We start from the raw sequence: 18,816 nt of genomic DNA on the forward strand, positions 1-18,816 counted from the left end.
AGCGCGTCCTTTCAACTTTCCGTCGCGGGCTCTGCGCGGCTCTCGGCCGCGTCCCGTAGAATTTCCAGCCCGCCCTTCGCCGCGATCAGGGCCACCAGCACGCCCACGACCAAGTCCGGCCAGGCCTGGTTCAGCCACATGATCAAGGCCCCGGCGACGAGGATGCCGCCGTTGGACGCAAAGTCATTGAGGCTGAAGGTCTCTGCCGCGCGCATGTTCACGTCGTCGCTTTGCGCACGGCGCAGGAGGAATAAGCAAACGAGGTTCACGCCCGCAGCGACGAGCGCCAGGGCCATCATGGTCCAACCGACGGGCTCGGTTCCGAGCCACCAGCGGCGGATCACGTCCAGAAGCACGCCGCCCGCGAAGATCAGCAGCATGATACCGGAGACCCCCGCCGCTCGGCGTTTCCAGACGGCGGCGCGGCCGACGGCCAAGAAGCTGATCGCGTAGACGGCGGCGTCTGATGCGTTGTCAACGGCGTTGGCGATCAGCGCGCTCGAGTCGGCGAGCAGACCGGCTAGGCCAAGGCTGACGAACAGCGCTGCGTTGAGCACGAACACCCAAAGCAAGGTCCGCCGTTGCGCACGGTCGACGTCGCTCAATGCGGCCATGTCTCCTTGGCAGTTGACTTCGGAGACCTCCCTCATTGCTCGGGGCCGATGGGGTGCGCGCCCGCGGGTGCGTAGTTGACCCGGATGCGACCGATGAGGTCCGCGGGCACTCCGAGGCGAGCGGTATAGGCCGCTGCTGCCGGATGCCGGCCCACGAGGGAGCCGCGCCATCGGACGTGCTTCAACGCCAGCAGGCCGCCCTGCCGGTCGAAGGCGGCGACATCCAGGTGGCCCCCAGTGGGGAGCCTGGACGTTGGGCGGCGGCGCACCAAGCCGCGGACCACGGCCGGATGTTCGCCGACCCGCAGATAGCCGGTGAGGATCTTTAGCGGGCCTCCTTCGACGAGCTCGACGGCTGGGGTCGGCTCGGCCAAGGCCGCGCCGGACGCCGCAGCGATCAAGCCCGTGGCGAGAGTCGCTACACGGCAGAACCGCTGGGCAGCCCGGGGGCCCGGCCGTGGCGCGCCTCGCACCCGGCCGCTCCGGACCTTCAACGGGCCTCGTTCCATTCCGCTCATGGTGTCAGTCCTCAATCCCTTCGGCGCTCCGATGTCGGACCGCCTGGGCGGCAAACGTCGGCAACACCAACAGGGTCAGAGCGGTTGCTGTGAGCAGACCTCCGATGACGACTGTGGCGAGAGGCTTTTGCACCTCAGCGCCTGCGCCGTGTGCGATGGCCATGGGGATGAAGCCGACAATGGCGACAAGAGCGGTCGTCAGGACAGCGCGTAGCCGGCTAGACGCACCTTCGATGGCTGCATCCTTCGGGAGCAGCCCTGCTGTCAGGCGCTCGCGGATCGCCTGCATCAGGACGAGCCCGTTCAGTGTCGCCACGCCCGACACCGCGATGAACCCCACAGCCGCGGAGACGGAGAAGGGCATGCCCCGCAGGAGCAAGGCGACGGCGCCGCCGACGAGGGCGAGGGGGAACGCAGGCGAAGACGAGGGCCGCCTCCGCAAACGAGCCAAGCGCCATGAAGAGCAGAATGCCGATGAGCACGAAGACCACCGGGATCACCAGTCCTAGCCGTTGTTCGGCACGCTGCAGGTTCTCGAACTGACCGCCCCAGTCGAGGTAGACCCCGGTGGGCAGGGCGACTTTCGCGACGCGCTGCTGGGCGTCGCTCACAAATCCGCCGAGGTCGCGGCCTCGAACGTTGGCCTGCACCACCATCCGCCGGCTCCCGTTCTGCCGGCTGATCTGGTTGGGGCCTTCTGCTGTGTCGATGCGAGCCACGGACGCCAGAGGCACCACGGCGCCGGAGGTCGACACGACTGGCAGAGCTGCAAGGGCGGCGGGATCGTTGCGCGCCGCTTCCGGCAAGCGCACGACGACATCGAAACGGCGGTCGCCCTCGAAGATCTGACCCGCCTCAGCGCCCCCAATGCCCGCCGAGACGGCCTCACTCACGTCCGCCGCCGAAAGGCCGTAACTGGCCGCAGCGAACCGATCGACTTTGATGGTCAGGGTGGGCAGGCCGGAGGCCTGCTCGACCCGCACGTCCGCCGCGCCGGGGGTCTGCCGCAGGGCGGCGGCGACCTGATCGGCTGTTCGCTGCAACGTTCCGAAGTCGTCCCCATAGACCATCACAGCCAGGTCCGTGCGGACACCCGAGATCAATTCGTTGAAGCGAAGTTCGATCGGCTGGCTGAACTCGAAATTATTGCCGATCTGTTGGCCCGCCGCCTTCTCGATTCGTTCGATCAGTTCCTCTTTCTGAAGTCTCGGGTCCGGCCAGGCCTTGCGATCCTTCAGTACGATGACGCTGTCGGAGATGTTGGGCGGCATGGGATCCACCGCCGCTTCTGCGGTGCCTGTGCGGGAGAACATGGTCTCCACTTCCGGCTGAGCCTTGATGGCGCGCTCAAGCGCCATCTGCATGGCGATGGATTGCTCCAGAGAGGCCGACGGCACACGCAGGGCCTGCATCGCGATATCGCCTTCGTCCAGGGTCGGGATGAATTCGCGGCCGAGTGTGAAGAACGAGATCACGCCAACGAGCAGCGCCATGCCCGCCGCCATGAGCACCATCCTTGGTCGCGACACCGCCGCTCCGATCGCCGGCTGGATGCGCTGGCGCGCCCAGCGAAGGATGCGAGTCTCGTGCTCCTCCACCCTTCCGTCTGGGCCCGAGTGCACCGACTTAGGATCCCGCACGAGCAAGGCGGCCATGGCAGGCACGAAGGTGAAGGACAGGATGAACGCGCCGACCAGGGCAAGCATGACCGTCGCGCCCATGGGCTGGAAGGTCTTGCCTTCGACGCCTTCGAGGGTGAGCAACGGGGCGAACACGAGCAGGATGATGAGCTGACCAAAGGCGGCGGGCTTGACCATCTGCCGGGCGGCCTCAACCGCCGCGCCGAGACGCTCGTGTCGGGTCAGCACCCGACCCAACTCGGCACGGCGCTGGCTGAGCAGTAGCAGCGTATTCTCGATCACGACGACGCCGCCATCGACCATCAATCCGAAGTCGAGGGCACCGAGGCTCATCAGGTTTCCGCTGATCCCGAACCGGTTCATCCCGATCACCGCGAACAGGAAGGAGAGCGGGATCATCAGCGCCGTGATCGTCGCCGCGCGAATGTTGCCGAGCAGCAGGAAGAGGATGACGATGACGAGAAGCGCGCCTTCGGTCAGGTTGCGCGCAACGGTCTTGATGGTCGAGTTGACCAGCTCGCTTCGGTTGAGCACCGGAATCGCGACCACGTCGGGCGGAAGTGAATCATCCACTTCTGCCAGCCGTTCCGCCGCGGCTTGAGCGACGGTGCGACTGTTGCCCCCGGCGATCATCAGCGCGGTGCCGAGAACGGCCTCGTGGCCGTCGCGACTGGCGGCGCCGAGCCGCAGGCCCTGTCCGATCTCCACGGTCGCGACGTCTGCGACCCTCACGACCAGACCATCCCGGTTCACCACCGGAGCCTGCGCCAGGTCCTGAATGGACCCGGCGAGGGCGTCGCTCCGCACGACCAGGGCCTCGCCCGCCCGCTGAACGAAGCCTGCGCCAGCCTGGGTGTTTGCGCGCTCGAGCGCCTGCACAAGATCGCCCAGACTGAGCTTGTAGGCTGACAGTCGGGCGGCGTCCGGGCGGACTGCGTACTCCTTTACATAACCACCGACGGTATCCACGCCCGCCAGCCCCGGGGTGGAGCGCATCTGCGGCGCGATGATCCAGTCCTGCACCGTGCGCAGGTAGGTCGCCCTCTGCTGCGGAGTCGCCAGCCGCTCTCCCTCGGGCGTGAGGTAGACGCCATCCGGCTGCCAACCCGGCCGCCCAGCCCGCGCCTTCGCCTGGTCGAAGGCCGCGTAGTCGACTGTCCACATCAGGACTTCGCCGAGCCCGGTGGTCACGGGGGACAGCGCCGGCTCGACACCGTCGGGCAGGTTCTCCTGTGCTTCTCTCATCCGCTCGGCGACCTGCTGACGAGCGAAATAGATATCAGTCTGGTCGGTGAAGACGGCGGTGATCTGGCTGAAGCCGTTGCGCGAGAGTGAGCGGGTGCTCGTCAACCCTGGGATCCCCGCAAGGGCGGTCTCCAGCGGATAGGTGACCTGCCGTTCGATCTGCTCGGGGGCGAGCGAAGGCGCGACGGTCGTGATCTGGACCTGACGGTTGGTGATGTCCGGGACTGCATCGATCGGCAGCCGGGTGAGTTCGAAAAGCCCGAGGCCAGCCACAACGGCGACAGCGAGGATCACGAACCAGCGGAAGCGTACGGACGCTTCGATCAAGGCTTTAAACATAGGAAGTCCTAGTGTCCGTGCTCGGCTTCGCCCTTGGCGAGTTCGGCTTTCAGGAGGAAGGCGTTGGCCGCGGCGACCCGCTCCTCGCCGCCCAGCCCGCGGAGGATCTCGGTGCGGCCGCCGGCTTGGCGCCCAACCAGCACCGGTGTGGCACGGAAGCCTCCGTTCACCGCCACGAACACGACGCTCGAGCCCTCGATGCTCTGAACGGCATCGCTTGGCACTGTCAGCCCGCCTGCCTCAGCGCCGGTGATGACCGCGCCCGTCACCGCCGAGCCTGCCGGGGGAGCACGCCTCCAGCCGCGCGTGCGCGGATGACCGTCGCACCCGTCTGCTCGCCGGCAGCCGTCGCAACTCCGACGATCACGGCGTCAAATTCGCCCGTGGGCCCTTGGACCCGAATCCGGGATCCTGCGCGAACGCCGGTGGCGACACTCGGCGGTGCATTGAAGACCAGTTCGACCCGGTCGGGGTTGGTCACTTCGGCGACGACGCCGCCCTGCGTGACGAAGCCGCCAGGCCCGATCGCGACAGAGGTGACGACGCCGGAAATCGGGCTGGTGACGGTCAACCGGCCCGCAGCGTTCGGCCCCCCGACGCCGACGCCCGCGCACGGGCGGCCCGCGCCGCCGCCTCGGCGCTGAGCGCTTGAGCTCGCGACGTCTCGACCTCTTGCCGTGCAACGATCCCCTGGGAGCCAAGGCTCTGGTCACGTTGATAGGCGCGTCGCGCGGCGTCGGCCGCTGCGGCTGCAGCGTCGGCGTCGGCTCGGAAGGTAGCGGCTTCGCCGCTTACCAGGACCGCAAGGCCCTGGCCGGCGCGGACCGATTGCCCGGCGGCTACGAGAACCCGTTCCACGCGGCCGGCCACAGCCGCTCCAACGCTGGCCCGGGCATCGATCATCGGCTCGACACGCCCCGAAAGCCGGACTTCGCCGCCGCTGCCACGGGTGACCGCGACCAGCTGAATTCCGGAAGCGCGGATCTGCGTCGGCGTGAGCGCAACGACTCCTTCGGGCGCTGCGGCGCCCTCTTCGCTGTGGCCTTCTTCCTCCGCGCCTTCTTCCGCGTGCTCCTCGCCAGCGGCGGGAGCCGCGGGCTTGCTCATCATGTTCGACAGGACGAACCCGCCCCCGCCGGCCAGCATCACTGCGGCCGCGACCGCGCCATATAGGCGCGCATTGTCCCTCTTCATTGTCATCATTGTACTCCGGGGGTGGCGACGCCGCTGAGCCGAGCTTGCGCGGCCTGGGCGCTGATCCGCTCGACGGCGGCTGCAATGGTTTGGGCGCGCGCTTCAGTCAGGGCGCGGCGGGCGGCGACCAGTTCGGCGAGCGGGAGTTTGCCGGCCTCGTACCCGATGCGGGCGAGACGATAGGCTTCTTCGGCGGTGCTCTCGCCCTCGCGGGCTGCCGCGAGCCGGGTTTCGGCCGCTGAGATGCGCGCCGTGCTGGTGCGGACGGCGGCTTCGGCGTCGAGCCTGGCCGCGTTCAGCCGGGCCTCGGCGGCTGTCTGTTCAGCCCGAGCGGCGGCGATATTGCCGCGGTTCTGATCGAACAGCGGCAGGGGCACAGAGACGCCCGCGACGAGCGCGGTGGCGTCGTCCTCTTGGAAACGGCGCAGGCCGACGGAGAGGGTCACATCCGGAATGGCTCGACGTCGTTCAACGCTAAGGCGTCGCGCCGCCGCCTCTCGCTCAGCCTGTGCAGCGAGGAAGGCCGTCGTCGCGTTCGCTGCGGGATTGGCTCCGGAGAAGAGTGGAGCTTTCGCCTCGAGTAGGCTGACCGGGATCGAGGTGATTGGCGCCGACGCCCCGGCGAGGGCTGTCAGATTGCCGAAGGCAGTCGCACGCGCAGCCTGGGCTTCGTCCACCGCCGCACGGGCGGCTTGCACCGCCGCCTGAGCCTGGAGACGCCGCAGGTCGGCCTCCCGTCCCGCCGCGACCAGGGCTGTGGCGATGCGCGCATCCTCTTCCGCGAGGCTTCGCGAGTCATGGGCGAGTTTCAGTCTCCGTTCGGCCGCCTCGGCATCAGCATAGGCGGCCGCCAAATCGAAGGCGTATTCCGCTTCGATCCGGCGGGCCTGGGCGCGAGCCGCCTCGACTTCCGCACGCCCAGCCGCGACCCGCCCCGAGCGCTTGCCGCCAAGCTCGACAGTCTGACCGATCGTCGCGGTGGTCTCCGACAGGCTCGTCCCGCGGAAGGGACCGGAACCGGAGAAGTTTTCGATCTCGAGTCCCACGCTCGGGTTGGGGATCGCGCCTGCCTGCCTTGCGAGCCCTTCGGCCCGAGCGATGTTGGCGCGCGCCTCGGCGAGACGGGGGGCGGTGGCCTGCGCCTGGGCCAGCAGTGCGGCGAAGGGCGGCGCAGGTTCGGCCATAGCGGCGCCCGCTGCGCCGAGGCTGACCAGCAAGAGCAGTCCCGCCAAAGGCGAGCTGCGGAAGTCGGGTTTCATGGTGTCCCTCTTGAACGTGACGGAATGAGCGCGTCAGCGCGCGAGCCGTCAGGCTCTGGGAGGTCGGATCAGCCCGAACTTGGGATCGGAGATCGGCACCCGGTTGCGCACGAACGGGTGGGCAACCGCCAGCAGCGGAGCGGACAGCTCGCCGGCGGCTAGCGTGGCCGGTACGTAGGGCGCGCTGTGATGGCAATGTCCGTGGATGCAGATGCCGCGTCCCTCGTCGAGAGGCGGTGGACCAGCATCGTCGGCGGGGGCGGCGGCGACAGGCAGTTCAGCCGCAACGGCGCTCAGGCTGCCTTCGTCGCGGCAGATGAGGCCGTCGAGACCCGGCCCGAGCGTGAGCACGGTCAGCACGAGCGCAGCGAGCACCATGCCGACCTTCCGCCACCAGGGTGAGGTCCATTCCATCGCCCGTCCCTATATCGAGACTGACGAGCGCTGGGAATGCGTTACAAAATCACGTTCGGCTTTCGCCGCGCGACGCTCTTCACGGGCCTGAGCGGTGATCTGCCAAGCGGAGCGGAAAAAAGACCGCTGCCAGCAGCACGCCCACGATCACGTCCGGCCAGCGCGACCCTGCCACAGTGACAGCCACGCCGGTGGCTGCCACGGCAAGGCATTGGATGAGGTCATTGCGCGTGCAGAGCCAGACGGACCGGACGTTGGCGTCGCCCTCGCGGAAGCGCACCAGAAGCAGGGCCGCCAGGAGGTTGGCGGCTGCGCCGAACAGGCCCAGGCCGGAGATAGCGCCGCCCTCCGGCGAGGCCCCGGTGAGCGCCCGCCAGATGGCCAGGCCGAGGATGCCGGTCGCCATCACGGCGAGGCTGGCGCTTTTGATGAATGCGGCGCCGGAACGCAACTGGACGCTCTTGCCGATCACCCACAAGCTCAAGGCGTAGGTGGCCGCATCGGCTGCGAAGTCGAGTGTGTTGGCCGCCAGCGCAGCCGAGTCGGCGAGCCAGCTGCCGATGGCGACGACGACAAAGCCAACGATGTTGATAGCGATGACGGCGGTGAGGGCGCGCTTGTAGGCCGGAGACGCGCCGTCGAACGCGACGGCGCTCCCGCAGCCACATCCCGCGGCAGCCGGCCTCTCGGAGGTTGAACAACTGGACATGCAACCACCCTGCACCCTCTAGTGGCTAGAGGATCAAGCACCTATTTTGACGGCACGACAGGAGGCCGCATGCCAGCGCTCACAATCGGCAAACTCGCCAAGGCGACCGACGTGAAGGTCCCGACGATCCGCTTCTACGAGCAGATCGGGCTTCTGCTCAAACCGGACCGCACCGAGAGCGATCGCCGCATTTACGATGATCGGGCCGTGCGTCGGTTGGCGTTCATCAAGCACGCGCGCCAGCTTGGCTTTTCCGTCGACGCGATCCGCACCTTGCTCGACCTAGCCGATCATCCGGATTACGCCTGTGACGACGCAAACGCCCTCGCAGCAGAACAGCTGACCTCAATCGAGACGAAGATTGCCCAGTTGCAGGCGTTGCGGTCCGAGTTGAAGCGCATGGTTGCGACCAGCTGCCGTGGCCTCGCCGGCGACTGCCGCGTCATCGAAACTTTGGCCGATCACGCCCTTTGCGTCACGGATCACTCGACCTCCCGAGCGCTCCCGTGAGGCCGTTTGCTGGCGCCGCCCTGATGCTCCTGCTCGCCATCCTGTTGATCGGCTGCGAGCGGGAGCCGACCGTGGAGCTGACGCCAGAGGAGATGAGCCATTTGAGGCTCAAGCGGTTGGACCCGGAACACGGCCGACCAGTACGCCCGCTGATCTCGCAGTTCGGCACCGAGGAAGGACTTGGAGAGGTGGTCGCAATCGATCCGAGCAGGTTGACGGTCTCGCTTCGTCACACGCATCAATCCCGCAACGACTGGCCGAGCATGGTGATGAACTTTCGTGTCCGGCAAAGCGATATCGCACGCCTTCGGCCGGGCGCGCGCGTCTACTTCCGCGCTACCGTGCAGGATGAGGCGGGCGAGATCCTCTACGTTTCTCCAGCGCCGGCGAGCTGATGGGCCACCAGTTCGAGCCGCCGGGCATGGCGCGTAGCCACCGAACGAAGGGCGAGCTTGCCGACAATGCGGTCGAACGGCGGCTCGCCGAAGCCTCCGACCACTGTGCTCGGGTGGGCCAAACCTGGACTCCAGGGCGAGCACGCATCTACGACTTGTTGGTTCGCGCGGAGAGGCCGATCGGCGCCTATGAGCTGTTGCAGGCGCTCTCGAGGCCAAGCTACGCAGCCAAGCCACCGACGGTTTACCGGGCTCTGGAGTTCTTGGTTCGCGTCGGCCTCGCACACCGGATCGAGAGCTTGAATGCATTCGTGGCCTGCGACCGCCATCACGGCCGCTCAGCGATCGAATTCCTGATCTGCGACTGCTGCGGCAGGGCCCAGGAATGTGAACTCGAAATCGATCAGACCGCATTCGCGGCCGCTTCTGCACGAGGCTTCAAGCCCAACCGTCTCGTTCTGGAAGTCCACGGCGTGTGCCCAGACTGCGTCGGCTGAGTCCCGATAGCAGCCCGGCATTGTCGGAGATTGTTTGGTGCGGGCGGTCGGAATCGAACCGACATGACCGAGGTCGCGGCATTTTGAGTGCCGTGCGTCTACCAGTTTCGCCACGCCCGCGGCGGAGACCTATCTAGCTTCCGAGGAGGCGTTCGCCAAGAAGGCGCTAGGCGTTCGCCAGCGCCTTTCCCGCGGAAGGGACCTTCCGCGTTTTGGAACGGCCGTTAAGCGCTGCTGCATCCACGCGCGTCTTGATGTGGGACGCGTAGAATTTCTCGATCATCTCCACGCTCGTCCGGCAGTTCTTGGCCACCTGGTAGATGTCGGCGCCTTCGAGCAGGCGCAGGCAGATGTACGTGTGACGCAGGCTGTAGGCGGTGCGCGGGTTGCCGTCGCGATCCTCCTTCAGCCCTAGCTCGTCGAGCACTGCGTTCATGAGCTGCCGCTGGATCTTCCCGAACACGGGAGCTGTCGGCTTGCACACGCCGCGCCGCTTCAGCAGCCGCTCGAAGGGGGCGACCGCGTCGGGCGTGCTCTTGCAGAAGCCGACACCGCGTTTGCCGCGGACGTCGATCTCCAGAATGCGTTGCCGCGTGGCGGCGTCTGTCACGACCTTCACGTCTCGGAATTCGAGGCGCTGGGCCTCGTCGGGGCGGAGCCCAGTGTTCGCCATGAACTCCACGAAGTCGTGGAAGAGCTCGCACTCACTCCGCCAACGGTCGCGCTTCGGGCTGCGGGCGCGTTCTTCGGTCGCTGCGCGTAGCCGTTCGTACTCCTCAGGCGAGAACCACGCGCGGTGCGAGATCTTCCCCGACGTCTTGTACGGCGCCGACATGTCTGGAACGGCGGCGATCCATCCATGGCGGTTCGCCGACTTGAGCACCTGGCGAAGCGTGACCGTCTCCTGATGCAAGGTGCTCCGCGCCGGGCGCTTGCCGCCCGCGTTGCCGAGCCGCGCGACGCGATATTGCTGGATCAGACCCGCTGTCACCTCGCTGACCGGGCGTTTGCCGAAGAACGGGAGAAGATAGAGCTTGAGGTGCCGTTCCTTGTTCTCGACGTAGCGCGCATTCCGCTCACCGGCGGTCAGGACGCGGTACTCAGCCATGAACGCTTCCGCGGCCTGCTTGAAGGTCTTGGCCGTCGGGGAAGAGGGCAGTGGCGGGACGGTCGCGACCGCCCGGTTGAGCCCAAGGCTGCGAGAGCCCAACCGATCTTCGGCGATGCGGTCGAGCGCCCACTCACGAGCGACGGTCAGCGCCGCGTCGAGCCGGTCCTGGTGGGTCGACGCTCGATGGTTCCGGCCGCTGAGGTAGATGGCGCATTGCCAGAAGCGGCTGTTTTCGCGCCTGTAAACGTGAACTCGGCCGTCGAGAAGGGTATGGCGTTCGGCGGGCATGTCTTCGGCTCCTGCTGAGCAGGTGTGCAGGACATGTGTAAGTCCGAAGGCCTATTAAGCTGCTGTTTTTGCAGCGAAAGATAGACGCTCCTGGCTTTTGAGTCCGGCGCGTCTACCAATTTCACCACGCCCGCGCAGAAGGCGTTCTAGCCGCAGGCCGCGGCGTTCGCAAAGACGGTTTCGCCGCCAGTCGCAGGCGACTGGAGCTTGCTAACCGGGCCCGCGCAAACTAACTGATAATCGTTCGCAAAGTTCGCGGACGTCGGGGTCGTGCGCATGCACCAGATGCTGGCCAAGCCTTTGGCCGAAGACCTGACGCGGCTCAGCCGGGTGAAGCCCGGCGACCGCGGCGTGATCGTCGAGGTGCGGGCGGAGCACGGCGCCGATCATGGCGGCGTCGATGTGCACGAACTCGAGCGCCGGCTGCTGGAATTCGGCTTCGTCGAGGGCGCCTCGGTCGAGGTGCTGCACCAGGGCCTGATCGGACAGGACCCGATCGCGCTGCGGGTGGACGACATGCGCGTGGCGCTGCGCCGCCGCGACGCCGCCGACGTCTGGGTTCGGCTGGACGCCAGATGAGCGAAGCTGTGATCCGGCCGGCCCGCGTGGCGCTGGTCGGCAACCCGAACACCGGCAAGACCGCCCTCTTCAACGCGCTCACCGGCAGCCGCCAGAAGGTGGCGAACTACGCCGGCGTCACTGTCGAGCGGAAGGAAGGCTTCGTCACCACCGCCGGCGGCCGCACGCTGTCGGTGCTGGACCTGCCCGGCACCTATTCCTTGCGGGCCCGCAGCCCGGACGAGGCGGTGACGCGCGACGCCGTTCTCGGCCAGCTGGCCGGCGAAACCGCGCCCGACGTCGTGGTGGCCGTGGCGGACGCCACGAACCTGCGCCTGGTGCTGCGCCTGATCCTGGAGCTGAAGGCCGTCGGCCGGCCGATGGTGCTGGCGCTCAACATGTACGACATCGCCCAGCGGCAGGGCCTGCGCATCGACCTGGAGGGTCTGCGCGCCGAACTGGGCGTACCGATCGTCACCACCGTCGCCACCCGCAAGCGCGGCATCGAGGACCTGGTCGCCCAGGTGGACGCCGTGGTCGGCGCCGGCGCCCCTCCCCGAACACGAGAACCAGTGGCGGGCGCCGACGGCCGGCGAGATCCGCGACGCGCACCGGGAGGCCCAGCGCATCCTCAAGGCCTACGTCCGGCCGCCCGAGCACCCCGACACCCTGACCGGCCGCATCGACGCCGTGCTGCTGCACCCCGTGGCCGGCCTCGCCATCCTGCTGGGCCTGCTGTTCGTGATGTTCCAGGCGGTGTTCAGCTGGGCCGGGCCCCCGCAGGATCTGATCGACGCCAGCTTCGTGGCTCTGGGCGAACTGGTGGGGCGGGTGCTGCCAGACGGCCTCGTCCACAGCCTGATCGTCGACGGCCTGATCGCCGGCGTCGGCAGCGTGCTGGTCTTCCTGCCGCAGATCCTGATCCTGTTCTTCTTCATCATCCTGCTGGAAGACTTCGGGTACATGGCCCGGGCGGCCTTCCTGATGGACAAGATCATGGGCGGCGCCGGCCTGCACGGACGCGCCTTCATCCCGCTGCTCTCCAGCTTCGCCTGTGCGATCCCGGGGATCATGGCGGCCCGGGTGATCGACCAGAAGCGCGACCGGATGACCACCATCCTGGTGGCGCCGCTGATGACCTGCTCGGCGCGGATTCCGGTCTACACCCTGATCATCGGCGCCTTCATTCCCGACCGCACGGTGGGCCCCGGCCTGAACCTGCAGGGCCTCGTCATGTTCGGCCTCTATGCGGCCGGCATCTTCAGCGCGCTGCTCGTCTCGTTCGTCATCCGGAAGGTGTTCTGGCGCGGCGCGGTCGAGCCGTTCCTGATGGAGCTGCCGACCTACAAGTGGCCGTCGTTCGAGAACGTCGCCCGCAACCTGCTGCAGCGGGCCAGCATCTTCATCAACCGCGCCGGCCGCATGATCCTGCCGCTGATGATCCTCGTCTGGGTGCTGTCGACCTTCCCCTATCCGCCGGAGGGCGCGACCGGCCCGGCGATCGACTACAGCTTCGCCGGCATGATCGGCCACGCGATCCAGCCGATCTTCGCGCCGATCGGCTTCAACTGGCAGATGGTCGTCGCCCTGATCCCGGGCTTCGCCGCCCGCGAAGTGGCCGTGGCCGCGCTGGGCACCGTCTATGCGGTGGGCGACGCGGAGGCCAATGTCGGCGCGCTCGGCGCCCGGCTGGCGGAGAGCTGGTCGCTGGCGACGGGCCTGTCGTTCCTGGCCTGGTACATCTTCGCGCCCCAGTGCGTCGCGACGCTTGGCGTCGTGAAGCGGGAGACCAACTCCTGGGCCTGGGTGGGCGTCATGTTCCTCTACATGATCGCCCTGGCCTACGCGGCGTCCTTCGCCGTGTACCACACCGCAGTGGCCCTCGGCGCCGGCTGAGGGCGTTTACCGCCCGCTAAACCTTCGCGCGAAAATTAACCATCCATTCGCCCTAGCGTTTAACCGGGCGATAAATGAGCCGGCGCCAAGCTCGTGTCGTCATGCAGAAGACGCTTGAAAACACCCACGACGCGATCACCGGCAAAAAGCCGTTCGCCCGCAAGGATTCCCTGGCGAAGCGCGTCCGTGAGGTTCTCCTGTCGTTCGGCGGCGAAGCGCACCGGACGCTGGTGATCGAACAGGTGGCCCGCAGCCTGGGCCACGATGTCCGTCAGATCCCGGAAGAGCTCCAGCTCGCCCTGGTCAGCTCCTTCGAGGAGTACTGGCGCGACGAGCGGAAGCGGGCCGCCTTCGGCTTCCACCTTCCGTTCGGCGAGGGGTCGCACCGGTGGAGCGTCCGGCCCGAGCCGGCCTACATCCACTAGCGCGCACGCCCGCTCAGCGCAGGCTGACCGGCGGCGGATCTTCGCCCGAAAGCTGGCCTGCGGCCGATTGCAGGCGGGCGAGGAGGCGCTTCAGCAGGCCCACCTCGTCCGGCGAGAGCCCTGCGATCAGCGCGGCTTCGTAGGCCAGCGCCAGGGGCGCGATCTCGGCATAGAGCCGGCGGCCCTCCGCCGTCAGCTCCAGCACATGGCTACGGCCATCGGCATGATGGTCGGCACGGCTGACGAGGCGGCGTTTCACCAGCCCCTGGGCAGCCCGGCTGACGGTCACCTTGTCCATCACCGTGCGGGCGACGATCTGGCCCTGGGTCAGACCCTCCTCCTCAGCCAGCACGCACACGAGGCGCCATTGCGGAATGGTGAGCCCGAAGCGGTCCTGGTAGGCGCGCGCGATCAGGCCCGACACCGCGTTCGACGCCACCGACAGCCGGTAAGGCAGGTAGGCGTCCAGCCTCAGCGTTCCCGCTTCCGGCGCCTTGTCGCCCCCTTCGGGCATCAGACCTGGACCACCTGCTGCTCAATGGCCCCGAAGATCGTGTGCCGCTTGCCGTCGACCATCTCGATGCGCACCGTGTCCCCGGCCTTCAGGAACGGCGTCGCCGGCTTGCCGTCGCGGATCGTCTCGACCGTGCGGACCTCGGCCAGACAGGAGTAACCCACGCCGCCTTCGACGATGGCGCGCCCCGGGCCGCCGTCCTCGCCCCTATTGGAGACCGTCCCCGAGCCGATGATCGTGCCCGCCGAGAGGGCGCGGGTCTTGGCGGCGTGGGCGATCAGAGTGCCGAAGTCGAAGGTCATGTCCACGCCCGCGTCGGCGCAGCCCAGCGGCCGGCCGTTCAGCTCCACCTCGAGCGCCCCGTGCAGGCGGCCGTCCTTCCAGCCCGGCAGGGCGTCGGGCGTCACCGCCACCGGCGAGAAGGCCGAGGCCGGCTTGGACTGGAAGAAGCCGAAGCCTTTCGCGAGCTCGTTCGGGATCAGGTTACGGAGCGAGACGTCGTTGCAGAGCATGACCAGGCGGATCGCCGCCAGCGCCTCGTCGCGGCTGGCCCCCATCGGCACGTCGCCGGTGACGACGGCGATCTCGCCTTCGAGGTCGCAGCCCCACGCCTCGTCCTTCAGCGGGATCGGGTCGCGCGGTCCCAGGAAGCCGTCCGAACCGCCCTGGTACATCAGGGGATCGGTCCAGAAGCTCTCAGGCATCTCCGCCGCGCGGGCCTGCCGGACGAGAGCCACGTGATTCACATAGGCCGAGCCGTCGGCCCACTGGTAGGCGCGGGGCAACGGGCTCGCCGCATCATGCTCGTGGAAGCGTTCGCGCGGCACGGCGCCGTGTTCGAGGCTCTCGGCCAAACCCCTGAGCTCAGGCTCGCAGCGCTCCCAATCGTCCAGCGCCGCCTGCAGCGTCGGCGCAATGCGGTCGGCCGGCGCGCACCAGGCCACATCGTTGGAGACGACGACCAGCCGGCCATCGCGGCCACCCTTGAGAGACGCGAGCTTCATCAGTGACTCCGGATGTCCAAAGGTTCGCGGGGGATCTGACCCGTCAGTTTCACGCCAGCCTCGTAGGCCTCGGGCTCGTAGACCGTGACCTCGACGCGGATGTCGCCGCCCGGCTCGCCGTCCCACAGGTAGGCGCGCTCGAAACAGACCTCGCGGCCGGCCGGCGTGAAGCCTTCGAAGGTGTCGCCCCACGGCAGGTGATCGGCAAGCTGGCGCCAGCCCAGGGTGCAGGCGCGTTCCAGCTCGTCACGGGCGGCGGCCGAGAGATCGGCCTCGAGGGTCATGCGGTCTTCCAGCTGTCCACATAGGCGGGGTTCTCAACCGTACCCGCCGCCTCGCCCACGTCCAGAGGATCGCGCGTGTCGATCATCACGGCGTACTCGTCCGTGGCCGGCTTGGCCTGGACCAGCATGTTCTTCAGCGCCTTGGGGTGCGGCCCGTGCGTGAAGCCGGACGGATGGAAGGTCATCATCCCGGCCTCGATGTGGTCGCGGCTGAAGAAGTCGCCGGCGTGGTAGAACAGCACCTCGTCGTAGTCGTCGTTGTTGTGGAAGAACGGCACCTTCAGCGCGCCGGGGTCCGTCTCGAACGGGCGCGGGGCGAAGGTGCAGACCACGAACCGGTCGGACACGAAGGTCGAATGGACGCTGGGCGGCAGGTGGTAGCGGTGACTCATCACCGGCCGGATGTCGCGCACGTTGAGCCGCACGGGCGCGAGGTCGCCGTGCCAGCCCACGGCGTCCAGCGGATTGTAAGGATAGGTCACCGTCGAGACCTGGCCGCGCTTCTTGATCTCGACGCGGAACTCGCCCGCCTCGTCCTGGTGGGCCTTGAAGGCGTCGTCGAGGGCCGGCGTCTCCAGCACCGCCGGATCGAACTGGGCATGCCCGCCCATCAGGCCGCGATCGGGCAGCTTGAAGTGGGTGTTGGTGGCCTGGATCATCAGGACCGCCGTCGCGCTCGCCGGGCGCAGCCGCCACATCGTGCCACGCGGCAGGTAGAGGTAGTCGCCAGCCCGGAAGCGCAGCCGGCCGTAGTCGCAGAGAAGCTCGCCCTCGCCCTCATGGACGAAGAGGATCTGGTCGCCGTCCGCGTTGCGGGCCAGGGCCGGCATGGCTGCCTCCAGCTTCCAGAAGCGCACCTCGCAGGCGGCGTTCTGCAGCACCACGCGGGCGTCCCAGGGCGAGGCCTCGGCGGCGTTCAGGCGGTTCAGGTCGAAGGCCCGCGGACGCAGCGGCCCCTCGAAGGTCGTCCAGCTGGTCGGCGGACGGCGGTGGTGCAGGAAGGCGGCCGGCCCGAAGAACCCCTCCTTCGAGATCTCGCGCTCGTAGGTGCCCTCGGGGAGGTCGGCGTGGGCCTGCTTGGAGTGAACCCCCTCAGCGGCCCGGACCGGGATCCAGTCGCCCTTCGCCATCACGGATCGTCCTTGTAGATGCCCACCGTCAGCGGCTGGCCGTCGGCCAAGCGCGCCCGGTACATGCCCGAGGTGTTGAAGCTCCAGGCCATCTGACCGTCGGGCGCCACGGCGATGACGCCGCCGTCGCCGCCCAGCGCCGTCAGGTCCTTCTGGATCACCTGGTCGGCGGCCGCCTGCAGGCTGAGGCCCTTGTGCTCGACGAGGGCGCAGATCTCGCGCGCCACCGTCAGGCGGATGAAGTACTCGCCCGTGCCCGTGGCGGAGACGGCGCAGCTCTTGTTCGACGCGTAGGTCCCGGCGCCGATGATCGGCGCATCGCCGACGCGGCCCCAGCGCTTGGCGGTCGTGCCGCCGGTGGACGTGCCGGCGGCGACGTCGCCGTTCGCATCGCGCGCCACGACGCCCACGGTGCCGTATTTCTTGTCGACCTGCGCCAGCCAGGAGCGGTTGGCGCCTTCGTCATGCTGCAGCTCGGCGCGTTCGAACGGCTGGTCGAGCCCGGCCTGCGGCGCGCCCCTCGGGCGAGGCGGGATGGGCAGGTTCAGCTTCTTCAGCTCGCGCTCCAGCGCCTGCCAGCGACGCTCGGTGAAGAAGTAGCTGTTGTCGACCTGCTCGAGGTCCTGGGTCCGTGAGAACCGCTCGGCCCCCTCGCCGATCAGCATGACGTGGGGCGACTTCTCCATCACCGCGCGGGCGAGGCTGATGGGATGCCGCACCGTGGTGACGCCGGCGACAGCCCCGGCCTTGAGGGTCTTGCCGTCCATGACAGAGCTGTCGAGCTCGTTGCGCCCCTCGGCGGTGAAGACCGCGCCGCGGCCGGCGTTGAACAGCGGATCGTCCTCGAGGATCTTCACGGAGGCCTCGATAGCGTCGAGCGCCGAGCCGCCCTTCTTCAGGACCTCGGCGCCGACGTTCGCGACGCGGGTCATGGCCTCGCGATAGGCCTTGTCCTGCTCGGGCGTGAGGTCCTCGCGCTCGATGACCCCGGCGCCGCCGTGCACCACGATCGCCCACTTGGGCTTCGTCTGGGCCTCCGCCGCCCCCGCCATCGTCACCGTCGTCACCGCCGCCAGAACCGTACCGAGGACCTTCGACCGCATCAGCCTTCCTTCGCCGGGAGCACCCCTCGCCGGATCTGATCGAGTTCGATGCTCTCAAACAAGGCCTTGAAGTTGCCTTCGCCGAAACCTTCGTTGCCCTTGCGCTGGATGATCTCGAAGAAGATCGGACCGATCATGTTCTCGGTGAAGATCTGCAGCAGCAGCCCCTGGCCCTCGGTGGGCGCGCCGTCGATGAGGATCTTGTTGCGCTGGAGGCGCGCGACGTCCTCGCCGTGGCCCGGCACGCGGGCGTCGATGCCCTCGAAGTAGGTGTCGATGGTGTCCTGGAAGAGCACGCCGCGCTCGCGCATGGTCTCGACGGCGTAGAAGATGTCGTCGGTGCCCAGGGCGACGTGCTGGATGCCCTCGCCCTTGTAGTCCTTCAGGAACTCCTCGATCTGCGAGTGCTCGTCCTGGCTCTCGTTCAGCGGGATGCGGATCTTGCCGCAGGGGCTGGTCATGGCCTTGGACACCAGCGCCGTCTGCTTGCCCTCGATGTCGAAGTAGCGGATCTCGCGGAAGTTGAAGATGCGCTCGTAGAACTCGGCCCACGTCTTCATGTTGCCGCGGTGCACATTGTGGGTCAGGTGGTCGAGGTAGGTCAGGCCGACGCCGTTCTTCGACATGGCCTCCTCCGCGCCCGGGATGGCGACGAAGTCGACGTCGTAGATCTCCTGCGCGCCGTACCGGTCGACCAGGTACAGGTTCGAGCCGCCGATGCCCTCGATGGCGGGGATGTTCAGCTCCATCGGACCGACCGGCCCCTGCACCGGCTTCGCGCCACGCTCGATGGCCATCTGGAAGGCCCTGGCGGCGTCCTTGACACGGAAGGCCATGGCGTTCGCCGAAGGGCCGTGGGCGGCGCGGAAGTCGGCGGCCTGGCCGGTGGGCTCCATGTTGAGGATGAAGTTGATGTCGCCCTGGCGGAACCGCAGGACGTTCTTGGAGCGGTGCCTGGCGACGGCCGTGAAGCCCATCAGCTCGAACAGCGTCTTCAGCCGCTCGGGCTCGGGCGAGGTGAACTCGACGAACTCGAAGCCGTCGGTGCCCAGCGGGTTCTCGAAGAGGTCGCGGCCTTGCGGCTTCGTCTGCACGTTCATGGCGGAAGTCTCCCTGTCGTCCGACAGATAGTATCACATGAAACGACTTGGCAAGGCTCGGCTCGAACG

The 18,816-nt window shown here is 67.9% G+C and carries 20 protein-coding genes, 1 tRNA gene and 2 pseudogenes; 7 read left to right on the top strand and 16 right to left on the bottom strand.

Annotated features, from left to right (window positions below; genetic code table 11):
* Positions 1 to 11 precede the first annotated feature (11 nt).
* The 5 genes and pseudogenes from LRS10_RS02740 to LRS10_RS24220 form a co-directional block, all read right to left on the bottom strand.
* On the bottom strand, positions 12 to 614 hold the full coding sequence (locus tag LRS10_RS02740) for a cation transporter (protein WP_257835910.1): 603 nt from the start codon (positions 612 to 614) through the stop codon (positions 12 to 14).
* Between the two features lie 32 nt (positions 615 to 646).
* Entirely contained in the window at positions 647 to 988 is a 342-nt protein-coding gene (locus LRS10_RS02745) for a hypothetical protein (RefSeq protein ID WP_257835911.1), read from the bottom strand.
* A 148-nt stretch (positions 989 to 1,136) separates the two neighbouring features.
* Positions 1,137 to 4,356, bottom strand: a pseudogene (locus tag LRS10_RS02750) (efflux RND transporter permease subunit).
* Positions 4,357 to 4,364: 8 nt separating this feature from the next.
* Positions 4,365 to 4,580 (bottom strand): hypothetical protein, encoded by a 216-nt coding sequence (locus LRS10_RS24215; RefSeq protein ID WP_308237895.1) that lies wholly within the window; start codon positions 4,578 to 4,580, stop codon positions 4,365 to 4,367.
* A 41-nt stretch (positions 4,581 to 4,621) separates the two neighbouring features.
* On the bottom strand, positions 4,622 to 4,927 hold the full coding sequence (locus tag LRS10_RS24220) for an HlyD family secretion protein (protein ID WP_308237896.1): 306 nt from the start codon (positions 4,925 to 4,927) through the stop codon (positions 4,622 to 4,624).
* Between the two features lie 77 nt (positions 4,928 to 5,004).
* On the opposite strand from LRS10_RS24220, the gene LRS10_RS24840 reads away from it, so the two are divergent.
* Positions 5,005 to 5,529 carry a hypothetical protein gene (locus LRS10_RS24840; RefSeq protein WP_374569431.1) on the top strand — a complete coding sequence of 175 codons (525 nt, stop codon included), beginning with the start codon at positions 5,005 to 5,007 and terminating at the stop codon, positions 5,527 to 5,529.
* Between the two features lie 26 nt (positions 5,530 to 5,555).
* Here LRS10_RS24840 and LRS10_RS02760 read toward each other — a convergent pair whose 3' ends face one another.
* From LRS10_RS02760 to LRS10_RS02770, 3 genes are all read right to left on the bottom strand, one after another.
* Positions 5,556 to 6,809: a TolC family protein gene (locus LRS10_RS02760; protein WP_257835912.1), complete on the bottom strand. Its 1,254-nt coding sequence runs from the start codon at positions 6,807 to 6,809 to the stop codon at positions 5,556 to 5,558.
* A gap of 48 nt (positions 6,810 to 6,857) precedes the next feature.
* Entirely contained in the window at positions 6,858 to 7,187 is a 330-nt protein-coding gene (locus LRS10_RS02765) for a hypothetical protein (RefSeq protein ID WP_257835913.1), read from the bottom strand.
* Positions 7,188 to 7,302: 115 nt separating this feature from the next.
* Positions 7,303 to 7,932 (bottom strand): cation transporter, encoded by a 630-nt coding sequence (locus LRS10_RS02770; RefSeq protein WP_257835914.1) that lies wholly within the window; start codon positions 7,930 to 7,932, stop codon positions 7,303 to 7,305.
* A 69-nt stretch (positions 7,933 to 8,001) separates the two neighbouring features.
* Between LRS10_RS02770 and LRS10_RS02775 the strand changes: the two genes are divergently transcribed.
* From LRS10_RS02775 to LRS10_RS02785, 3 genes are read left to right on the top strand one after another with little or no spacing between them, the layout of a single operon-like run.
* Entirely contained in the window at positions 8,002 to 8,442 is a 441-nt protein-coding gene (locus tag LRS10_RS02775) for a helix-turn-helix domain-containing protein (protein ID WP_257835915.1), read from the top strand.
* Positions 8,443 to 8,465: 23 nt separating this feature from the next.
* A complete protein-coding gene (locus LRS10_RS02780; RefSeq protein ID WP_257835916.1) occupies positions 8,466 to 8,837 on the top strand; it encodes a copper-binding protein in 372 nt (123 codons plus the stop codon).
* Positions 8,837 to 9,334: a Fur family transcriptional regulator gene (locus LRS10_RS02785; protein WP_308237898.1), complete on the top strand. Its 498-nt coding sequence runs from the start codon at positions 8,837 to 8,839 to the stop codon at positions 9,332 to 9,334. Before LRS10_RS02780 ends, LRS10_RS02785 begins: the two co-directional genes overlap by 1 nt.
* A gap of 35 nt (positions 9,335 to 9,369) precedes the next feature.
* Here the strand turns inward: LRS10_RS02785 and LRS10_RS02790 are convergent.
* Positions 9,370 to 9,454 (bottom strand) — tRNA-Leu (locus LRS10_RS02790).
* 46 nt (positions 9,455 to 9,500) lie between these two features.
* Complete coding sequence (locus LRS10_RS02795) at positions 9,501 to 10,733, bottom strand: site-specific integrase (RefSeq protein WP_257835917.1); 1,233 nt, start codon at positions 10,731 to 10,733, stop codon at positions 9,501 to 9,503.
* A gap of 276 nt (positions 10,734 to 11,009) precedes the next feature.
* Between LRS10_RS02795 and LRS10_RS02800 the strand changes: the two genes are divergently transcribed.
* The 3 genes and pseudogenes from LRS10_RS02800 (at position 11,010) to LRS10_RS02810 (ending at position 13,612) form a co-directional block, all read left to right on the top strand.
* Positions 11,010 to 11,312 (top strand): ferrous iron transport protein A, encoded by a 303-nt coding sequence (locus LRS10_RS02800; protein WP_374569435.1) that lies wholly within the window; start codon positions 11,010 to 11,012, stop codon positions 11,310 to 11,312.
* Positions 11,309 to 13,187 (top strand): annotated as a pseudogene (locus tag LRS10_RS02805) (ferrous iron transporter B). Before LRS10_RS02800 ends, LRS10_RS02805 begins: the two are co-directional and overlap by 4 nt.
* Before the next feature lie 101 nt (positions 13,188 to 13,288).
* Entirely contained in the window at positions 13,289 to 13,612 is a 324-nt protein-coding gene (locus LRS10_RS02810; RefSeq protein WP_257835918.1) for a hypothetical protein, read from the top strand.
* Between the two features lie 13 nt (positions 13,613 to 13,625).
* Here LRS10_RS02810 and LRS10_RS02815 read toward each other — a convergent pair whose 3' ends face one another.
* The 6 genes from LRS10_RS02815 to hppD are packed head-to-tail and all read right to left on the bottom strand — an operon-like array spanning position 13,626 to position 18,747.
* Complete coding sequence (locus tag LRS10_RS02815) at positions 13,626 to 14,126, bottom strand: MarR family winged helix-turn-helix transcriptional regulator (RefSeq protein ID WP_257835919.1); 501 nt, start codon at positions 14,124 to 14,126, stop codon at positions 13,626 to 13,628.
* Positions 14,126 to 15,130 carry a fumarylacetoacetate hydrolase family protein gene (locus tag LRS10_RS02820; RefSeq protein WP_257835920.1) on the bottom strand — a complete coding sequence of 335 codons (1,005 nt, stop codon included), beginning with the start codon at positions 15,128 to 15,130 and terminating at the stop codon, positions 14,126 to 14,128. Before LRS10_RS02820 ends, LRS10_RS02815 begins: the two co-directional genes overlap by 1 nt.
* Positions 15,130 to 15,414, bottom strand: coding sequence for a hypothetical protein (locus LRS10_RS02825; protein WP_257835921.1), 285 nt, complete (start codon positions 15,412 to 15,414; stop codon positions 15,130 to 15,132). The genes LRS10_RS02820 and LRS10_RS02825 overlap by 1 nt, the downstream gene beginning before the upstream one ends.
* Positions 15,411 to 16,544: a homogentisate 1,2-dioxygenase gene (locus LRS10_RS02830; protein WP_257835922.1), complete on the bottom strand. Its 1,134-nt coding sequence runs from the start codon at positions 16,542 to 16,544 to the stop codon at positions 15,411 to 15,413. Before LRS10_RS02830 ends, LRS10_RS02825 begins: the two co-directional genes overlap by 4 nt.
* Entirely contained in the window at positions 16,544 to 17,647 is a 1,104-nt protein-coding gene (locus LRS10_RS02835; RefSeq protein ID WP_257835923.1) for an isoaspartyl peptidase/L-asparaginase family protein, read from the bottom strand. The genes LRS10_RS02830 and LRS10_RS02835 overlap by 1 nt, the downstream gene beginning before the upstream one ends.
* Entirely contained in the window at positions 17,647 to 18,747 is a 1,101-nt protein-coding gene (gene hppD / locus LRS10_RS02840) for a 4-hydroxyphenylpyruvate dioxygenase (RefSeq protein ID WP_257835924.1), read from the bottom strand. The genes LRS10_RS02835 and hppD overlap by 1 nt, the downstream gene beginning before the upstream one ends.
* Positions 18,748 to 18,816 lie beyond the last annotated feature (69 nt).

The sequence above is a fragment of the Phenylobacterium sp. J426 genome (assembly GCF_024699945.1).
Taxonomy (GTDB): domain Bacteria; phylum Pseudomonadota; class Alphaproteobacteria; order Caulobacterales; family Caulobacteraceae; genus Phenylobacterium.